Origin of the sequence: Flavobacterium luteum (assembly GCF_008806775.1) — a bacterium.
Taxonomy (GTDB): domain Bacteria; phylum Bacteroidota; class Bacteroidia; order Flavobacteriales; family Flavobacteriaceae; genus Flavobacterium; species Flavobacterium luteum.
In genome coordinates this window covers 70,923-89,298 of sequence record NZ_WAEM01000005.1, presented here as the reverse complement: position 1 = coordinate 89,298, position 18,376 = coordinate 70,923, and the positions used below count along the sequence as shown (strand labels likewise).

Here is an 18,376-nt window from a genome sequence, read left to right as displayed (position 1 = left end):
ATTTGTTATTGTTTGGTCCAATAATCAAATTTATCTATGAAGTCTAAAATCTAATTTATGGCTTAGGATATTGCTTTTTAATGTTGCGAATTAATTCTTCCAAACCATTTAATTTGAGTTCATAAATGAGTTGAAGTTGTTCTCCTAATTGTCCTTTTGGTAATCCTTTATTGCTATACCAAACAACATAATATTCTGGTAAATCGATAAGATGCCAGCCTTCGTATTTGCCGAAAGGCATTTTCGTATGAGCCAGTTGAATGAGCTGTTTTTGGTCTGGATTCAAAGTTGATGTTTTACTATAAAGAACTCAAAGTTTTTGGCAAATATTTTAAGGATTTACTTCCAATGAAACATAATTCTCTTATCAATTTCGGGATGTAAACTCAAAAAAACGGGACACGTCATAGCAGCTCTTTCTAAGATGATTTTTGTTTTTTCATCTGGAGCATAATTCATGTCGAATACAATTTCGATGGCGCTGATTCTTCTTGGTTCAGCTTGCATGATTTTAGTTACTGAAGCAGTTGAACCTTCGATAGCAACATTCATTTCGCGAGCTTTAATTCCCATAATGGTAAACATACAACTGCCTAGAGCATTGGCAACTAAATCGGTTGGAGAGAATGCTTCACCTTTACCATTATTGTCAATTGGCGCATCCGAAAGGATTTCGGTTCCTGATTGTAAATGTATGGATGTAGTTCGTAAATCGCCTAAATAGGTTACTTTTGAAGTCATTAGTTTACTTGTTTTACTGATAAATCTTCTTGAAACTCCATGATATAAACTCCTTTGTTTGTATAACCTTCGGAGTTCTTTTTTGAATATTCAAACTTGCTTTCTACTTGTTCGGTTTTATCTTCATTTGCTGACACTTCAAAAGATTTTCCTTGTGACAATCGCAATAAAGTATCAAATGTAATGTCGAAACCTCGAGTGGCAAATTGACTCGGAAATACTTTATTTTTTTCTTTATACTGGTTTTCAAAAATAACTGCTTCTGGCGAATCATTTTCTCTTGTGAGTGACGGATAAAGCATTTTTAAAATAGTGAGTCTTTTCATCGAAATTTCTTCAAAATCTAGAGTCCCATTTGGTTCGATAATTACCAATTGAATTTGAAAATTAACCAATTCGTTTAGTAAAACATTGGTAGTGCTTAAAATCATTCCTGTTCGTTCTGAATCCATAACCACATAATTCATTTTGTCTTTAACCAACAACGTTTTAAAGGTTATAATATCTAAAGCACCAGTTTCAGTAAAAGGAACAAACTTGGCCGATGGGTATTTTTTAGTAATAAATTCTTTATTTGCTATTTTTTTAGGATCACTAACAACGATAATATTCCCTCCTTTTGCAATCATAAAATCGAACATAGCCGTTTTAGTGAAGTCACTTGGTGGCATGGCTTGGTATAAATTGCTATAGGATTTTCCTATTTCTTTAGATAATGGGGAAATAACTGGAACGTTGGCATCATTTAAAAGTTCAGCCACTTTCTCTACATATTGTTGGTAAAACGGACCAATAATTGCATTAGCTTCTTGAAGATTGTTGTTTTTAACCACATTAACAACGTTAGAAGTTAACTTACTTTCCTCAGAATCGAATATCTTAACCTCAACATTTATACCTAGAGTTTTAGCTGAATCAATCGCCATTAAAGCACCGGAATAAAAATCGAGTGTCATGTTTAAAAAAGCATCTTTTTTTAATCGAACCCCAATGGTTTTTAAGGTATCGCCTTGTATTTTTGAAGCATTAAAAGGAAGTAATAATACCAATTGCTTTTTGTCTTTAGCGTTGATGGTTTTAGTTAAATCAGAAAATTTTGCATTTGAATTGGAAAGATTTACAATCTTACCTTTACCTGGTACTTTTAGAATCATACCAATTCTAACTCCGTCTTTTAAAGTTGGATTTAAAGTCATCAATTCCTCTTGAGAGATATTAAAAGACTGCGATAAACTATAAAGTGTTTCTTTTGGCTTCACTTCATAATTTGCAAAACCGTTAAATTTTTGTGTTCTAATAACTTCCGTTACCACGGTTTCTTGCTGAATAATTTCTTTAATTACGGGTTTTGGTTTTTGAACTTCTGGAATAACAACTGCCTTTTTTGCTTCATCTCCACTAATAAGTAATTTAAAACCTATAGTCAAATTGGATACAATATCTGGGTTTCTTTCTTCTAATTCTTGAACCGTGATTCCATACTTTTTAGCAATTCCGAATTTGGTTTCTTTAGGCTCTACGATATGGTAAATTCCTTTTCCTGATTTAGAAACTGTTGGTTCTTTAGTTACCTTTTTAACAACTGGTATTTCTGCTATTACAGGTTTTGATTCTGTAATACTAGTTGCTTCGCCACTCGGAATTTTTATAACTTGACCTATTTTTAAACCATCTTTAAGCGCCGCTTCATTCAAACTTTTTAATTCTTCAACACTAACATTATAATCTCTAGAAATACTATAAAGATTTTCTTTTGGTTTTGTTATATGGGTTTTTGGGTTCGAATTTGAAACTTTAGGCTTAGGTGCAATTTTAGAAACAGGCTTGCTTTCTTGTTTTAAAACGGTTTCTTTTTCTTCTACTGTCGGTATCAACAACACATCGCTTTCCTTCAATCCAGTTTGAGAGTCTGGGTTTAATTTATAAATATCATAAGGTGTAACTTTATATTTAGTAGCTATTTCATTAATCGTTTCGCCTTTCGAAACAGTATGCTTTATAAAATTATTGTCTTGTGCAAAGAGTGAACAAGAAATGGAAAATGTTACAAATAAAGAAAGTATAAAATTTATCTTTCTTATAATTTTTTCTGTTTTCAAAATGAAGTAGTTCAATGTAAATCTTATTTTAATTGTTACTTTTAATAATCAATGTTTGACCTATTTGCAAACCATTTTGCAATAAAAACTCGTTATGTTGCTTTATTTCGTCAATACTTATATTGTATTTCTTAGATATGGCGTATAACGTTTCTTTAGGCTCTACTTTATGTCTAAACTCAATTTCAGCTTTTTTTTGCTTATTTAGCGATTTAGATTCAGTACTTTGCAAAACCTTTTTTGAATAAATTCTAATGACTTGACCTATTTTTAAACCTTCAATTAATAGTTCCTTATTATTTAATTTTATCTCCTCTACTGAAACATTGTATTTCTTAGATAAACCATACAGTGTCTCTTTTGGTTCAACAATGTGATTGATTTGAGATGAATCATTAACTGCAACAGTTGCTTTTTCAACGGTAATGTCAAGCGATTTTACTAATGGTTTTTCTTCTATCTTATTTTCAGAAATAACATGAGCAACTTCTGAAGATGCTTTATCTATAGTTGTCGCTACAGGAATAGAAATATTTTTTCTAAGAACTGGAATTTGCAGCACCATTCCTTGGCTTATACCATTTATAGCAAACCTATTCAACCTATATATTTCAGCAGAATCTACCAAATACTTTTTTGACAACGTGCGAACAGATTCATCAAGTTGCACTTCATGACTTATCAAATCAAATTGTTGATCATTTACTGGATCTTGACCAAAACTATTTAAAGACACACGAATTACGAAAAAAATTAAAATAAGCTTTCTCAAATTTTTAATTTAAAATTATTCCCACTCTATTGTTGCTGGTGGTTTAGAACTAATATCATACACCACTCTATTTACACCTTTAACTTTATTTATAATATCGTTAGATACTTTCATCAAAAAGTCATATGGTAAACGTACCCAGTCAGCAGTCATTCCATCAGTAGATTCTACGGCTCTTAGAGCAACTACTTTTTCATAGGTTCGCTCGTCCCCCATTACCCCTACGCTATTTACAGGAAGTAATATTGCCCCGGCTTGCCAAACTTTATCATACAATCCCCACGATTTTAATCCATCTATAAACACAGCATCAACTTCTTGCAAGATACGAACTTTTTCTAAAGTTATATCACCTAAAATTCTAATGGAGAGTCCTGGTCCCGGAAAAGGGTGTCTCCCCAATAATTCAGGGTCAATTCCTAAAGTGGCTCCTACTCTACGTACCTCATCCTTGAAAAGCATTCGCAAAGGTTCAACTATTTTTAACTTCATAAAATCAGGTAATCCACCTACGTTATGATGCGATTTGATAGTTGCCGATGGTCCTTTAACTGAAACCGACTCGATAACATCGGGATATATGGTACCTTGAGCCAACCATTTTACATCTTCAATGCGATGTGATTCATCATCAAAAACTTCGATAAAAGCATTTCCAATAGCTTTTCTTTTCAACTCTGGATCAGTAATTCCTGCTAAAGCATCATAAAAACGTTGGGAAGCGTCTACTCCTTTTACATTCAAGCCCATCCCTTCGTATTGATTTAAGACGTTTTGAAATTCATTTTTACGAAGCAAACCATTGTTAACAAAAATGCAGTAGAGGTTTTTACCTATTGCTTTGTTCAATAAAACGGCTGCTACTGTCGAATCGACCCCACCAGAAAGCCCTAAAACCACTTTATCGTTTCCGATTTTTTCTTTCATTTCAGTTATAATTTCTTCAACAAAAGCATTTGGAGTAAAATTTTGAGGAACATGTGCTATTTTTACTAAAAAATTCTCTAACAATTGTTTGCCTTCTGAAGAATGATAAACTTCGGGATGAAACTGAATGGCATACGTAGTTTCCCCTTCTATTCTATAAGCAGCATTCTCGACATCATTTGTACTGGCAAGGTGAATACCGTTCGTTGGTAATTTTTTAATGGTATCACTATGAGACATCCAAACTTGAGAATTTTCAGAAATTCCTTCAAAAAAAGGTTCTTCACTTTTAATGTTAGATAAATTAGCTCTACCATATTCTCTAGTATTGGATGGTGCTACTTCGCCTCCGCTAAAATGAGCCAAATATTGGGCTCCATAACAAACTGCCAGCAAAGGTAATTTTCCCCGTATTTGTGATAAATCAGGATGTAACGCATCGTCAGATCGAACCGAGAATGGGCTTCCTGATAAAATTACCGCTTTGTAACTAGACAAGTCTGTTGGAAAATGATTGAATGGAAAAATTTCGCAGAATATATTTAATTCGCGAACGCGTCGGGCAATAAGTTGTGTATATTGCGATCCGAAATCTAAAATAAGTACGTTGTGTTGCATGTGCAAAAATACTTTTTAAATTCGAAATTTAAAATCTGGCACCTTAAAAAACTCTTTTTATTTTTAAAAAAAATACTTATTTTAAAAGTATTTCGTTATTCACATTATAATAAAAAGTCTGTTCATAAATAAATTCTAATATAGACCAGCTTTTTAAAAATTTATGCACTTTTGTAAACAAAATAAAAACAACTACAATTTATGGTCATTTTAAATTTTCTATTACAAGCAAATCCCGTTACTGACACAATTGCAAATGCTATTGCAAATCCAGCAACTACTGAAGTTAGCGTTACAGAAAATATTTCGTATTTAGATTTTTTATTGAAAGGCGGTATTATGATTTATCCGCTTATTGTATTACTTTTTTTCTGTATTTATGTCATTATCGAACGATATTTATCGATTAAAAATGCCTCTAAACAAGATGCTAATTTGGTAAATGATATTAAAATGCAATTAAAAACGGGAAAATTAGACAACGCAATAATGTTGTGTAGTAGAGAAAATACGGCATCAGGAAATATTTTAAGAAGTGGAATTTCTATTATTGGTAGACCCATAAGCGAAATTGAATCGGTAATGGAAAAAACAGCAAACATTGAGATTGCTCAAATGGAAAAAGGTCTTGGGCATTTAGGATTAATTTCTGGTATTGCTCCAATTCTCGGATTTATTGGGACCATTTCGGGAGTTATTAAAATTTTTCATACCATTTCTAATACTGGGAATTTGAATATTCAAACCATTTCAGGTGGATTGTATGAAAAAATGATTAGTAGCGGTGCTGGATTAGTTGTAGGCGTTGTTGCTTATTGTGCCTATCATTTATTTAATATGATGATTGACAACTTTACCTTAAAAGTACAAAGACAAACGCTAGAAATAATTAATATAATTCAAGAACCTCAAAATGGCAATTAAAAGAAACAAACGATTTCATCCAGAAATCCCGACTTCGTCTTTGAGCGATATTATGTTCTTTTTGTTTTTGTTTTTTCTAATCATTTCAACATTGGCAAATCCAAATGTGATAAAATTGACATTGCCTAAAGCAAAATCAAACGAAACAACCAATAAAGATCATGTATCGTTATCTGTTACAGAAGATAAAATATATTATATCAATAAAACAGAAGTGTCTTTCGATCAATTAGAGCAAGCATTATATGATGCAACTACTGCAGCCAATGATAAAGTAGTTGTGGTAAGAGTTCCCGCTGATAATAAAGTACAAGATTTAGTCGACCTAATGCAGATGGGGGTAAAATTGAAGCTGAATTTTGTAATCGCAACTTCAAAATAAACCAAGAAATAAGTATTTAAGAACCTGTCATTTTGATAGGTTTTTTTATGATGTATTTTGATTACTTTTATTTTTTAAAAACTATTTAATTTGAATTCTTATTCTGAAAAATTTTCTATTAAAATTCTTTTCAAATGGACTTTAATCTGTTTGATTATAGGAATACTTTCAGGTTCTACATCATCGTTTTTTTTAGTTTGTTTAAATAGGGTTACTGAATACCGGGAAAATAATTCATGGATAATATGGTTGCTGCCAATTGGAGGATTATTCATTGGTTTGATGTATCATTACTATGGAAAAACGGCTGTAAAAGGCAACAATCTGATTTTAGAAGAATACGAGAACCCTCAAAAACCCATTCCATTATTAATGGCACCTTTGGTTTTAATTGGAACATTAATTACTCATCTTTTTGGCGGCTCGGCTGGACGTGAAGGAACTGCAGTACAAATGAGTACGGCAATTTCAGATCAACTAACAAGGGTATTCAAATTAGACAATTCTGAGAGGAAAACCATTTTAATTTTAGGAATCAGTGCCGGTTTTGCTTCTGTTTTCGGAACACCCTTAGCAGGGGCAATATTTGCTTTAGAAGTTGTCTTTTTCAGCAAAATTAATTTCAAAAGTGTTTTTACTTCATTTTTAGTTGCCTATATATCCTATTATGTGGTCGAATTTTGGAAAGTAAAACACACCCTATACTCTATTCCAAGTGTTCCGCATTTTTCTTTCCCAAATCTATTTTGGGTTAGTATTTCAGGAGTTTTATTTGGATTAACAGCGCTATTATTTTCAAAAACCTCCCATTTTTGGCATGAATTATTTTCAAAATATATTTCATATCCACCGATTCGTCCATTTGTTGGAGGAGTAATTTTGGCTGTAAGCTTTTACTTCATTGGAACTACAAAATATATTGGTTTAGGAATTCCTTCAATAGTGGATTCCTTTAACCATGCCAGTGACAATTATGATTTTTTTCTTAAAATTCTCTTTACAGGCTTTACCCTCGGTGCAGGTTTTAAAGGCGGAGAAGTAACTCCGCTTTTCTTTATTGGAGCCACTTTAGGAAGTACACTTTCATTATTTATTCCTTTGCCAATTGCCCTTTTAGCAGGATTGGGATTCGTAGCGGTTTTTTCTGGAGCTACACATACTCCTATAGCTTGTACAATTATGGGAATGGAATTATTTGGAGTAGAAAGCGGCATTTATATTGCAATTGCTTGTGGTGTTGCTTACTTTTTTTCAGGTTCTATAGGCATTTACAGTTCACAAGTTGTAAGAGGACCAAAATATAAGCTGTACAGAAAATTGAATAGTTCTAATTTGGAAGATTTATAGCAATGAAAATCTTAGATTATTCTTAAATGTTTTCAGGATTAGTGTAAAAAAATGTAAATTCGCTGCCTATGAAAAAGGAAGATATTCAAGAACTGGCATTATTGCTTTCAGTACCCAAAAAAATAGCTATAATTCCGCACCGAAGTCCAGATGGAGATGCCATGGGTTCGACGTTGGCGTTATATCATTTTTTACTGAAATTAAATCATGAACCAATCGTCATTGCGCCAAATGAGTTTCCTGATTTTTTAGCTTGGCTACCCGGTTCTGAGAAAGTAATAATTTTTGAAAAAGATAAAGAAAATACAATTAAAATTCTACAAGAGTCAGAGCTTATATTTTTATTAGATTTTAATGCTTTACATCGTACAGGGGAAATGGAGCACGTTTTAAACAAACTGCAAACTACGTTCATAATGATTGACCATCATCAAAGCCCAGATGGTTTTGCCCAGTTTACCTATTCTGACACTAGTTTTGGTTCTACTTGTGAAATGATTTATAATTTTATTGTACAACTTGATAAAAAGCAATTCATAGACAAAACGATTGCCACTTGCATTTATACCGGAATTCTAACCGATTCTGGCTCTTTTCGTTTTCCAAAAACAACAGGAACAACACATCGAATTATAGCCGATTTAATTGATTTAGGAGCAGAAAACACTGAAATCCCAACCTTGCTTTTCGATAATAGTTCTTATGATAGATTGCAATTACTAGGAAGAGCATTACATAACATGAAAGTTTTTCCAGAATTTAAAACCACCTATACTTCTCTTTCTCAAAAAGAACTCGACACTTTTCATTATGTAAAAGGCGATACCGAAGGCATTGTAAATTATGGTTTGACAATAAAAGGCATTAATTTTGCAACCATTTTTATTGAGCATCGTGATGAAAATATTATTAAGATTTCTTTTCGTTCTCAGGGTGATTTTGATGTAAATCAATTTGCACGTGACCATTTTAATGGCGGCGGACACATAAATGCTGCTGGGGGAAAATCAAGTCTGTCTTTAAAAGCTACAATTGCAAAATTTGAACAATTGATTACCCAAATAAAAATATAACCAATTATGAACTATAAACAAATTGTTATTTTAATTCTTGGAAGCTTTCTTTTTATAAGTTGTTCCCAACATCAACAAGCACGCAGACCCATATCGCAATCCTCAGGAACTTTCCTTAAAGAATCGGTTGAACGAAATAAAAAATTGATTTCAGGTGAAGAAGCTAAAATAGATTCTATCATTAAGAGTAATCCAAATATAAAATACATTGCATCCAATAAAGGATATTGGTATCGCTATGATACTAAAAACACTCAAGATACTTTGCGACCAAGAAAAGGAGATATTGCTCATTTTAATTATGAAATAAAGGATTTAGACGGTAATATTATTTATTCAGAATTGGAATTACGACCTCAAACCTATTATGTAGACAAAGAACAAAAAATGATTATTGGTTTGCGACACGGTTTAAAATTGATGCATAAAAACGAAACGGTAACTTTCCTTTTCCCTTCACATATGGGTTACGGATATCATGGCGATAACAGAAGAATTAGCCACAATCAACCGTTAATGTACACTGTTACTTTGACCGATTTTGCATCAGAAACAAAACAAAATGTTGAGCCAAAAGAACCATTAAAAACAATAACAGAATAACAATTAAATTTAAAAAATGAAAAAGCAGCTTTTCCTATTACTATCTATAAGCATTTTATTCAGCTCTTGTAAAGACGAATATAGTAAGTTGCCAGACGGTTTATATGCTAATATTGAAACCAATAAAGGCAACATCATACTTGAACTTGATTTTGAAAAAGCTCCCATTACTGTTGCAAATTTTGTAAGTCTAGCTGAAGGCAAAAACACTTTTGTTAGCGAGCAACTCAAGGGAAAACCGTTGTATAATGGATTAAAATTTCATAGAGTGATTAAAGATTTTATGATTCAAGGAGGAGATCCATTAGGAAATGGTTCTGGAGATACAGGCTATAAATTTAAAGATGAAATCACTGATTTACGATTTGACAAAGGAGGAATTCTAGCAATGGCTAATTCAGGTCCAGGAACGAACAGCTGTCAATTTTTTATTACCCATATCGAAACACCTTGGCTTGACGGTAAGCATACCATTTTTGGTCATGTTGTTGAAAACGGAATGGAAGTTGTAAATAAAATTGAGCAAGATGATTTTATAAAAAAAGTTACTATTATTCAAAAAGGAGAGAGAGCAAAAAAGTTTGATGCTGTAAAAATCTTTACTGATTTCTTTAGTAAAGAAGCCGAAAATCAAAAAAAGCAAGCCATTATTGATGCCGAAAACAAAAAAAATTATGATGCTAAATACAAGGAAATAAAAGAACAAAAAGTGGCTTATCTTGAAACTATTAAAGAAACAGCTACAAAATCAGGTTCTGGGTTACGCTACAAAATCATTTCAAAAGGAACCGGTAAAAAACCTGCAAATGGAGCAAATGTATATATACATTATTCTGGATTTTTAGAAAATGGCGAATTATTTGATAGCAGCGTTGCTGAAGTTGCAACTGCATTTGGAAAATTTGATCAACAAAGAGCAAATGCTAAGCAATATGTACCTATTCCATTTCAAGCAGGAAGAAAAGACGGAATGATACCTGGGTTTATTGAAGGTATAGAAAAAATGGCTTTTGGAGATAAAGCAGTACTATTTATCCCTCCTACTTTAGCGTATGGAGCTCAAGGTGCAGGAGGAGTTATTCCGCCAAATGCTACCATTATTTTTGAATTGGAATTATTAGAAAATATGCCAAAACAATAAAAAAATAAGAAGAAATTGAAATGGCAATAGTAATGAAAATGGCAATTTCATTAACAAAAAAAAATAAAAGGGAATAAACCTGAACATCCCTGCAATTGCGAAATAAGTAAGGAGAATTAAACAAACAACAATGAAATTTAAAGTTATCGTTTTATTATTTTTAGGAATGATGAGCGGGTTTGCTCAAAATACAAAAAAACCAACTGGACCAAAAAAAGTAATTACAACTGCATCTAAAAAGTCAGTTTCTAAAACGCCTCTAAAGAAAATAACTTCTTCGGCTTCTAGTGAAGGTGTTTTTGCTGAATTTGAAACCTCTAAAGGTAAAATAGTAGTTCAATTAGAATATAAAAAAACACCCATTACAGTTGCTAATTTTATAACTTTAGCTGAGGGAAAAAATACTTTTGTTACTGATGAAAAACTAAAAGGAAAACCGTATTATGATGGATTGAAATTTCATAGAGTAATAAAAGATTTTATGATTCAAGGAGGAGACCCAGCAGGAAACGGTTCTGGAGGAAGTGGTTATAGTTTTAAAGATGAGTTTGTGCCAGATATGAATTTTGACAAAGCTGGTATTCTTGCTATGGCCAATTCGGGTCCAGCAACAAATAGTAGTCAATTTTTTATTACTCACAAAGATACTCCATGGTTAAATCAAAAGCATACTATTTTCGGTTATCTAACTTCAGGCCAAGATGTAGTAAATGCAATTGAGCAAAATGACGAAATAAAAAAGTTAACAATTGTTAGAAAAGGTGAAGAAGCTAAAAAATTTGATGCCGTAAAAATATTTTCTGATTATTTTGCAAACAAAGGTGAAGATGATAAAAAACAAGCGGCTATTCAGGCTGAAGCCCGAGCAAAGCAAGTTGCAATTGAGGCCGAAGCTAAAAAGGTATATGACGAAAAATATGCTCCTATAAAAGCTGAAAAAGTAAAATATTTAGCAGGAGCAAAAGCTACAGCTAGTAAATCAGCAACTGGATTAGAGACTAAAATTCTTCAAAAAGGATCTGGTAAAAAGCCAACAGAAGGATCAACAATATACATTCACTATGCTGGATATTTAGAAGACGGAAGTCTTTTTGATAGCAGCTATGAAGAGGTTAACAAACTTTATGGTAAATTTGACGCAAATAGAGCTTCGCAAAATGGCTACCAACCATTTCCTTTTGAAGCAGGAAAAAAAGACGGTTTAATTCCAGGATTTCTTGAGGGAATTAGTAATTTATCCTTTGGAGACAAAGCCTTATTATTTATACCATCTAATTTAGGATATGGAGAACGTGGAGCAGGAAATGTTATTCCACCAAATTCGAATATCATTTTTGAAGTAGAATTATTTGAAACCATACCAACAGCTGAAACAAAAAAATAATTAATATAATTAATAAAAAATGGGATTTACTTTGCTGTAAATCCCATTTTTTATTTTTGATTACACAACTACTTACTGGTAAACTTCCAATCAAACTCATCTTTACTATTAATAATTGCTCCAAGTTCTACTTTTACAACCTCATCAAATTCTGTCTGCAAGATTAGCCAATGGTCTTCATTAAAGTAGTTTTCGAAAGTGTCAAATTCTTCTTGGGTAAATTTCACAAGTCCTTTCTCAGCCAATTCCTTTTTAATATCGCTGATTTTTTTTCCAATTACTGTAGTTCCTAACAACTTCATTTCAGAACTTGAAGCAACAATATAACCTAATTTAAATGCTTCATCTTTATAGAAAGTCAAACGCATTTTTAAAGAATTATACGCTAAAATAATATTGTCATCTTCATCTTTATAATTTCTATCGGGTTTACCACAAATGGCAATTACATCGTTTTGTTTCATCCCGAAAAGGATCTTATCAATTCCGAATTTTAGATTAACATTCATAGTATTTATTTAAATAAGTAGTATTTATTTTTGAACTTTAATTTCAACACAAATTTATAGATTACTTTGTAATTAAATCTGTTTTCTAAATTAAAAACCTTTTCAATCATTTATAGTGTTTTTTTTATATTTTTAGGATTAAATAATAAGCAACATTTTTTGACCTTTATAAATGAGTTATTGACTAAAAGAAATTATGAAATTATAAAAAAAATCTTTGAATAATAAAAAATTAAAAAAAATAACCTAGCCACTATAAGGTTATATAAAACCAAATAATATGCTATTTAACTCATTAAACTTTGCTATATTCTTACCTGTTGTCTTTATACTTTACTGGTTTGCAACTAAAGGAAATTTAAGACTTCAGAATATTCTGCTACTCGCCTCAAGTTACTTTTTTTATGCTTGTTGGGACTGGCGATTTATGCTTTTATTAATCTTCTCTACCTTGTTAGACTATTATACAGGTATTAAAATATATGAAGCTAAAAACCAAAGAACAAAATTATTTTGGTTGTGGCTTAGTGTTGGTATAAATTTAGGCTTCCTTGGAGTTTTTAAATACTATAATTTTTTTGCTGCCTCATTTGCTGATGGATTATCTCTTTTAGGATTTAAATCAAATTTAGGGTCTTTACAAATAATTTTACCCGTAGGTATTTCATTTTATACTTTTCATGGTTTATCCTATGTTATTGACATCTATAAAAATAGGATAAAACCTGAAAAAAATTTTGTTGACTATTCGGTTTTTGTCAGCTTTTTCCCTTTACTAGTTGCTGGACCAATAGAAAGAGCTACACACCTTTTGCCTCAAATACTTAAAAAAAGAGAGTTTAACTATTCAAAAGCGGTTGATGGTCTGCGGCAAATATTATGGGGCTTATTCAAGAAAATTGTAATAGCTGATAACTGTGCTGAATTTGCAAATACAATATTTAACAATTCCGATCACTATTCAGGTAGTACGCTTGTTTTAGGAGCTTTGTTTTTTAGTTTCCAAATCTATTGCGACTTTTCAGGATACTCTGATATTGCATTGGGTACAGCTCGCCTATTTGGAATAGACTTATTAAGGAACTTTGCTTTTCCTTATTTTTCGCGTGATATTGCCGAATTTTGGAGACGTTGGCACATTTCGCTATCCTCTTGGTTCAAGGATTACCTCTATATTCCACTAGGCGGTAGTAAAGGAGGGATATGGATGAAAATTCGAAATACCTTTATTATTTTTTTAGTAAGTGGTTTTTGGCATGGTGCGAATTGGACTTTTGTGGTCTGGGGCTTTCTTAATGCCTTATATATAATGCCTTCAATAATATTTAATACAAACAGAAACAACCTTGACATTGTGGCAAAAGGAAAATACCTTCCAACTCTAAAAGAACTTTTTTCTATTGTAATTACTTTTTCCTTAACAGTATTTGCTTGGATTTTCTTTCGTGCTAACAATTTAACTCATGCCATAAGCTATATTAATGAAATATTTTCCAGTTCATTATTTATAAAACCTAATTTCCCAGGTATGGCAAAAGCAGTAACAATTATTTTCCTTACTGCACTTTTCATACTAGTTGAATGGATTGGTCGTGAACAACAATATGCAATAGCGAGTTTAGGAATAAAATGGTATCCTCCTTTAAGATGGGTTATGTATTATAGTATTATTTTATCTATTTTCTACTTTATGGGCAAAGAACAAGAATTTATTTATTTTCAATTCTAAGAAAAAATGAAACAGTTTACAATTAAACTTATGTCGTTTCTAGTACTATTTTTAATAGCAATAGGTATTATTACCTTTCTCGGCAATAAATTAGTTAATAAAGCGAACTATTATAAACTATCTGATAGAACTAAATTTGTCATTTTTGGTAACTCGCATAGTGAATGTGCATTTAATGATTCTCTAATTAGAAATTTTACAAATCTAAGTAACTCTGGGGAATCCTATTTTTACACCTATTTGAAAACAAAAAAAATTCTATCAAGAAATAGGCAAATAAGAACTGTATTTATTGAGTATACGAATAATATTCTTGAAAAGTCAAAAGATGGATGGATATATGATGATACTTATTTACCTATCCGAATTCCAACATACTTTCCTTTAATGGATTATTCTGATTTCAAATTAATTTGGACAAAAAATAACAAAGGTTTATTGAATTGCTTTCCAAAATCTATAATGAAAAATATTGGTCGAAATTTTAAATATATTTTGAGTAATCAAATAGGCTTTAATAAAGAGGCGCGTTTTGGCGGATACTTATACTTGGTGAGAGACAAAACAGATTCTTTAATTAATAATCCACCTATCATTAGTATTAAAGAAAAAACTAAAAATGAAATTTCTGAAATTAATATCAAATATCTTGCTAAAACTATAGCTTTTTGTAAATTAAATAATGTGAAAGTATTTCTAATTCGAAGCCCCTTACATTCCAAATTTACTGATATAGAAAATGAGCCTAAACTAAGAGAATTAATTAAATCCCAATTATTAAATTCTGAATTTCTTGATTTTAAAGATTTCAAATTACAAAATTATGAATTTGGAGACTTAGATCATCTTAATTATAAAGGAGCAAGAGTATTTTCCAATTTCTTCAATAAACTATTAGATTTAAACTTATTAAATAAAAATAATAAGCAAGAATTTATAAACAATGAGATTTTAAAGCTTTCTATTTCAGAACCTTTAAATAATATGGTTAAGAAAAAAATATCCTAACTAAACAAAAATTGAATTGTATGAATTTAGTAATTAAAATAGTTGGTGAATAAATATAAAGTACCAAAAAAGTATAAATTTTACAAAAACTTATTGAAAATCATTTTAATAAGTTTTTAATATTCTATAAAGAAGTTAAAAAAAATGGCTTTCCAATTTTTTAAATCTTCAATTTGAAATTTTATTATTTATATTTCGTTAATCCTTTGGAATTTAGACCTATTGACTCATGAATACTTAGTTAATAAACAGCAATTTCGTGATTGGTATAAAAATGATTTACAATTTGAACAAGCTGTATTAAAATGGAAATCTCATATAGAAAAATAATAGCCTCGGTACTTTTAGGACTTACATTCCAATTTTCATTTGCCCAAAGCAATAGTACGTTTTGCAAGGCCGTTGCAAACGAAAATTTCAATAAAATAGAGCGATTGGTAATAAAACAAGTTAAGCGTCATAAAAATGGGCAACATTATTATAATGGAGCTGGTAGTGGGTATCAAACCAATTTCACTTCAAGTTTCAATTCTATAACGAACTGGTTTAAAAATCAAACTTGTGTTGAAGATGCCTATTGGGACAAATGTGAAAACAAAATAGCTATTTATCCAAGCTGGACGATTATCGGCGTCAAATTCAAAACAAAGAAAAGAATAGTTGAAAAATGTTTCTCTATCCAAATAGGAACAACTGGAACAATCCATTTGTTAGGTTGGAAGCCAGCTCTGTTCAAAACAAAAAATAGATTGGTTTACAAAAAGTGTTATGACTGCAATGGTTTTATAGCACTACAAAAATTGAATTGTTTTCCTTATTCTAAAAAAGATACTATTGTTACTGAAAAATTTAATAAATTGGAATAACAAGGCTTAAACGGTCAGATTCTCTTTTATCAAATTAAATCAGTTATTTTCAAACGCTTAAAACATTAATTAGTTTATTTTCAATATGAAAATTAATACTCAAAAACTCCGTATTCACTAGTAATAGTTAGTTTTTTTGTAGTGGATTCCTCTACTCTACCAACAATTTGAGCCGCTACTCCAAAAGATTCTGAAATAGCAATAATTGCACTAGCTATATTTTCTGGAACATACAATTCCATTCGATGTCCACAATTAAACACTTGGTACATTTCTTTCCAATCGGTTTTAGATTGTTCCTGTATTAGTTGAAACAAAGGTGGTATCGGAAATAAATTGTCTTTAATAATGTGCAGATTTTCTATAAAATGTAAAATCTTAGTTTGGGCTCCACCACTGCAATGCACCATTCCGTGAATTTCTTTTGGTGTATGTTGAGATAAAATTTCTTTAATAATGGGTGCGTATGTTCTTGTTGGTGAAAGAACCAACTTACCTGCATCTATTGGGGAATTTTGAACTTCATCTGTTAGTTTTACTTTTCCTGAATAGACTAAATCGCTTGGCATTTGCAAGTCATAACTCTCCGGATACTTTTGAGCCAAATAGTTATCGAAAACATCATGACGTGCCGATGTTAATCCGTTGCTACCCATACCACCGTTATAAGAAGTTTCATATTTGGCTTGACCAAATGAAGCCAAACCAACTATAACGTCTCCAGCTTTTATATTTGCATTGTCAATCACTTCGCTTCGCTTCATTCTAGCGGTAACGGTAGAGTCGACTATTATCGTTCGAACTACATCGCCTACATCAGCCGTTTCTCCACCAGTTGAAAATATCGTTACACCATAATTTTTTAGTTCAGCAATGAGTTCTTCTGTTCCATTAATTATTGCTGAAATTACTTCGGCTGGAATCAGATTTTTGTTTCTGCCAATAGTTGATGACAGCATAATATTATCAGTAGCACCAATACATAACAAATCATCAATGTTCATGATTAATGCATCTTGGGCAATACCTTTCCAAACAGAAATATCACCCGTTTCTTTCCAATACATATAAGCCAAAGATGATTTTGTTCCTGCTCCGTCTGCGTGCATGACCATGCAATATTTATTGTCTTGTGTAAGATAATCTGGAACTATTTTACAAAAAGCTTTTGGGAATAATCCTTTGTCAATATTTTTTATAGCATTATGAACATCTTCTTTTGAAGCCGAAACGCCACGAAGTGCATATCGTTTTGAAGTATCTGAACTCATTTTTAAGTTGTGTTGTTGTGGGGCAAAGATAAGAATTTGAATTAGGATTCTAGATATTGAAATTCAGATTTATCGAACTAGTTTTCTAAAACCAGAATCTCAACTCTACGATTTTCTTCTTCTTCCTGTGGATTTTTTTCAGGTATTGGATGTATTGGCCGAGTAATACCAAATCCTTTATATAAAATTCGTTGTCTATTTATTTTATTTTGAACTAAATAAATAAAAATCGCTTTAGCTCTTAATGTAGAAATATCTTCGAAATCAGTAACTAATTGACAACAAATATGACCTTGTATTTGAATTTTAAGATTTGGATTGTTTTGCATAACACATAATAATTCGTATAAACTGTTTTGTGATTCTGAAACAATTTTTGCCGAACGATTTTTAAAATAAATATTTTTAAGTGTTACTACATCTCCAACTTTAGCATCACTAATTTTCTCAGTAAACGTTTCATTCTGAATTTCTTCCTTAGTCTTTGCAATAGCATCTACCGCTTCAACAATAATTGGTTCCTCTTTAGATGCTTTATTTGATTGCTTATTTGTATCGGCTTCTTTGTTATAAAAAATAGTTACTTTTCTGTTTTCGGATTGTGTTTTAGATTGTTGAAAATCTTCACCAAAACCTATTGCTTCATAATTATCATAAACAACTACATTGTTTTTAATTAGAAAATTATATACTTCTTTGACTCTATTAATAGAAAGCGTATCGTTGTATCTATTAGAACCAACCCAATCGCAATAACCATATATTTTTGAAACCTCAATATTGGGATCTTTAGAATACCAGTTTAATATTTTATCCTTCTCACTTTTATTAATTTTTGGTTGGTTAAAATCAAAATAAACATCAAATTGTTCTTGCACATAGCCATTTATGGTCAGTACTTGTGCAAAACCATTTATAGTAAGAAAAAACAATATGATTTGTATGATTTTTTGTTTCATATATGTTAGTTTATTATTTAGTC

The 18,376-nt window shown here is 31.1% G+C and carries 18 protein-coding genes; 10 read left to right on the top strand and 8 right to left on the bottom strand.

Features of this window, described 5'->3' with window-relative positions; all coding sequences use genetic code 11:
• Positions 1-55: 55 nt before the first annotated feature.
• The 5 genes from F6464_RS10475 to guaA are packed head-to-tail and all read right to left on the bottom strand — an operon-like array spanning position 56 to position 5,157.
• A complete protein-coding gene (locus F6464_RS10475) occupies positions 56-286 on the bottom strand; it encodes a DUF3820 family protein (protein WP_151107758.1) in 231 nt (76 codons plus the stop codon).
• A gap of 53 nt (positions 287-339) precedes the next feature.
• A complete protein-coding gene (locus F6464_RS10470; RefSeq protein WP_151107757.1) occupies positions 340-741 on the bottom strand; it encodes an OsmC family protein in 402 nt (133 codons plus the stop codon).
• On the bottom strand, positions 741-2,840 hold the full coding sequence (locus F6464_RS10465) for a LysM peptidoglycan-binding domain-containing protein (protein WP_225318068.1): 2,100 nt from the start codon (positions 2,838-2,840) through the stop codon (positions 741-743). The genes F6464_RS10470 and F6464_RS10465 overlap by 1 nt, the downstream gene beginning before the upstream one ends.
• Positions 2,841-2,868: 28 nt before the next feature.
• On the bottom strand, positions 2,869-3,612 hold the full coding sequence (locus F6464_RS10460; RefSeq protein WP_151107756.1) for a LysM peptidoglycan-binding domain-containing protein: 744 nt from the start codon (positions 3,610-3,612) through the stop codon (positions 2,869-2,871).
• A gap of 15 nt (positions 3,613-3,627) precedes the next feature.
• Complete coding sequence (guaA, locus tag F6464_RS10455; protein WP_151107755.1) at positions 3,628-5,157, bottom strand: glutamine-hydrolyzing GMP synthase; 1,530 nt, start codon at positions 5,155-5,157, stop codon at positions 3,628-3,630.
• A gap of 201 nt (positions 5,158-5,358) precedes the next feature.
• Between guaA and F6464_RS10450 the strand changes: the two genes are divergently transcribed.
• The 7 genes from F6464_RS10450 to F6464_RS10420 all read left to right on the top strand — a co-directional run bounded on the left by F6464_RS10450 (position 5,359) and on the right by F6464_RS10420 (position 12,011).
• Positions 5,359-6,081: a MotA/TolQ/ExbB proton channel family protein gene (locus F6464_RS10450; protein ID WP_317132239.1), complete on the top strand. Its 723-nt coding sequence runs from the start codon at positions 5,359-5,361 to the stop codon at positions 6,079-6,081.
• The gene (locus F6464_RS10445) at positions 6,071-6,463 is read left to right on the top strand and encodes an ExbD/TolR family protein (protein WP_151107754.1); all 393 of its coding nucleotides are present in this window, start codon (positions 6,071-6,073) and stop codon (positions 6,461-6,463) included. Before F6464_RS10450 ends, F6464_RS10445 begins: the two co-directional genes overlap by 11 nt.
• A gap of 90 nt (positions 6,464-6,553) precedes the next feature.
• Positions 6,554-7,810 (top strand): voltage-gated chloride channel family protein, encoded by a 1,257-nt coding sequence (locus F6464_RS10440; RefSeq protein WP_151107753.1) that lies wholly within the window; start codon positions 6,554-6,556, stop codon positions 7,808-7,810.
• A gap of 68 nt (positions 7,811-7,878) precedes the next feature.
• A complete protein-coding gene (locus F6464_RS10435) occupies positions 7,879-8,883 on the top strand; it encodes a DHH family phosphoesterase (protein WP_151107752.1) in 1,005 nt (334 codons plus the stop codon).
• Between the two features lie 6 nt (positions 8,884-8,889).
• Positions 8,890-9,486: a gliding motility-associated peptidyl-prolyl isomerase GldI gene (gene gldI / locus F6464_RS10430; protein ID WP_151107751.1), complete on the top strand. Its 597-nt coding sequence runs from the start codon at positions 8,890-8,892 to the stop codon at positions 9,484-9,486.
• Between the two features lie 16 nt (positions 9,487-9,502).
• A complete protein-coding gene (locus F6464_RS10425) occupies positions 9,503-10,627 on the top strand; it encodes a peptidylprolyl isomerase (protein WP_151107750.1) in 1,125 nt (374 codons plus the stop codon).
• Between the two features lie 130 nt (positions 10,628-10,757).
• Positions 10,758-12,011, top strand: a complete 1,254-nt coding sequence (locus F6464_RS10420; RefSeq protein ID WP_151107749.1) for a peptidylprolyl isomerase — start codon at positions 10,758-10,760, stop codon at positions 12,009-12,011.
• Between the two features lie 68 nt (positions 12,012-12,079).
• On the opposite strand, the gene F6464_RS10415 is transcribed toward F6464_RS10420, so the two are convergent.
• A complete protein-coding gene (locus F6464_RS10415; protein WP_151107748.1) occupies positions 12,080-12,520 on the bottom strand; it encodes a hypothetical protein in 441 nt (146 codons plus the stop codon).
• A 280-nt stretch (positions 12,521-12,800) separates the two neighbouring features.
• Here F6464_RS10415 and F6464_RS10410 point away from each other — a divergent pair, with 280 nt between their 5' ends.
• The 3 genes from F6464_RS10410 (at position 12,801) to F6464_RS10400 (ending at position 16,123) form a co-directional block, all read left to right on the top strand.
• Entirely contained in the window at positions 12,801-14,249 is a 1,449-nt protein-coding gene (locus F6464_RS10410) for an MBOAT family O-acyltransferase (RefSeq protein ID WP_151107747.1), read from the top strand.
• Between the two features lie 240 nt (positions 14,250-14,489).
• Positions 14,490-15,257, top strand: coding sequence for a hypothetical protein (locus F6464_RS10405; RefSeq protein WP_151107746.1), 768 nt, complete (start codon positions 14,490-14,492; stop codon positions 15,255-15,257).
• A 305-nt stretch (positions 15,258-15,562) separates the two neighbouring features.
• Positions 15,563-16,123, top strand: coding sequence for a hypothetical protein (locus F6464_RS10400; protein ID WP_151107745.1), 561 nt, complete (start codon positions 15,563-15,565; stop codon positions 16,121-16,123).
• Between the two features lie 92 nt (positions 16,124-16,215).
• On the opposite strand, the gene F6464_RS10395 is transcribed toward F6464_RS10400, so the two are convergent.
• Together F6464_RS10395 and F6464_RS10390 are read right to left on the bottom strand one after the other, a co-directional pair.
• Positions 16,216-17,394: an AIR synthase related protein gene (locus tag F6464_RS10395; protein ID WP_151107744.1), complete on the bottom strand. Its 1,179-nt coding sequence runs from the start codon at positions 17,392-17,394 to the stop codon at positions 16,216-16,218.
• A 77-nt stretch (positions 17,395-17,471) separates the two neighbouring features.
• Positions 17,472-18,353 (bottom strand): OmpA family protein, encoded by an 882-nt coding sequence (locus F6464_RS10390; RefSeq protein WP_151107743.1) that lies wholly within the window; start codon positions 18,351-18,353, stop codon positions 17,472-17,474.
• Between the last annotated feature and the right edge of the window lie 23 nt (positions 18,354-18,376).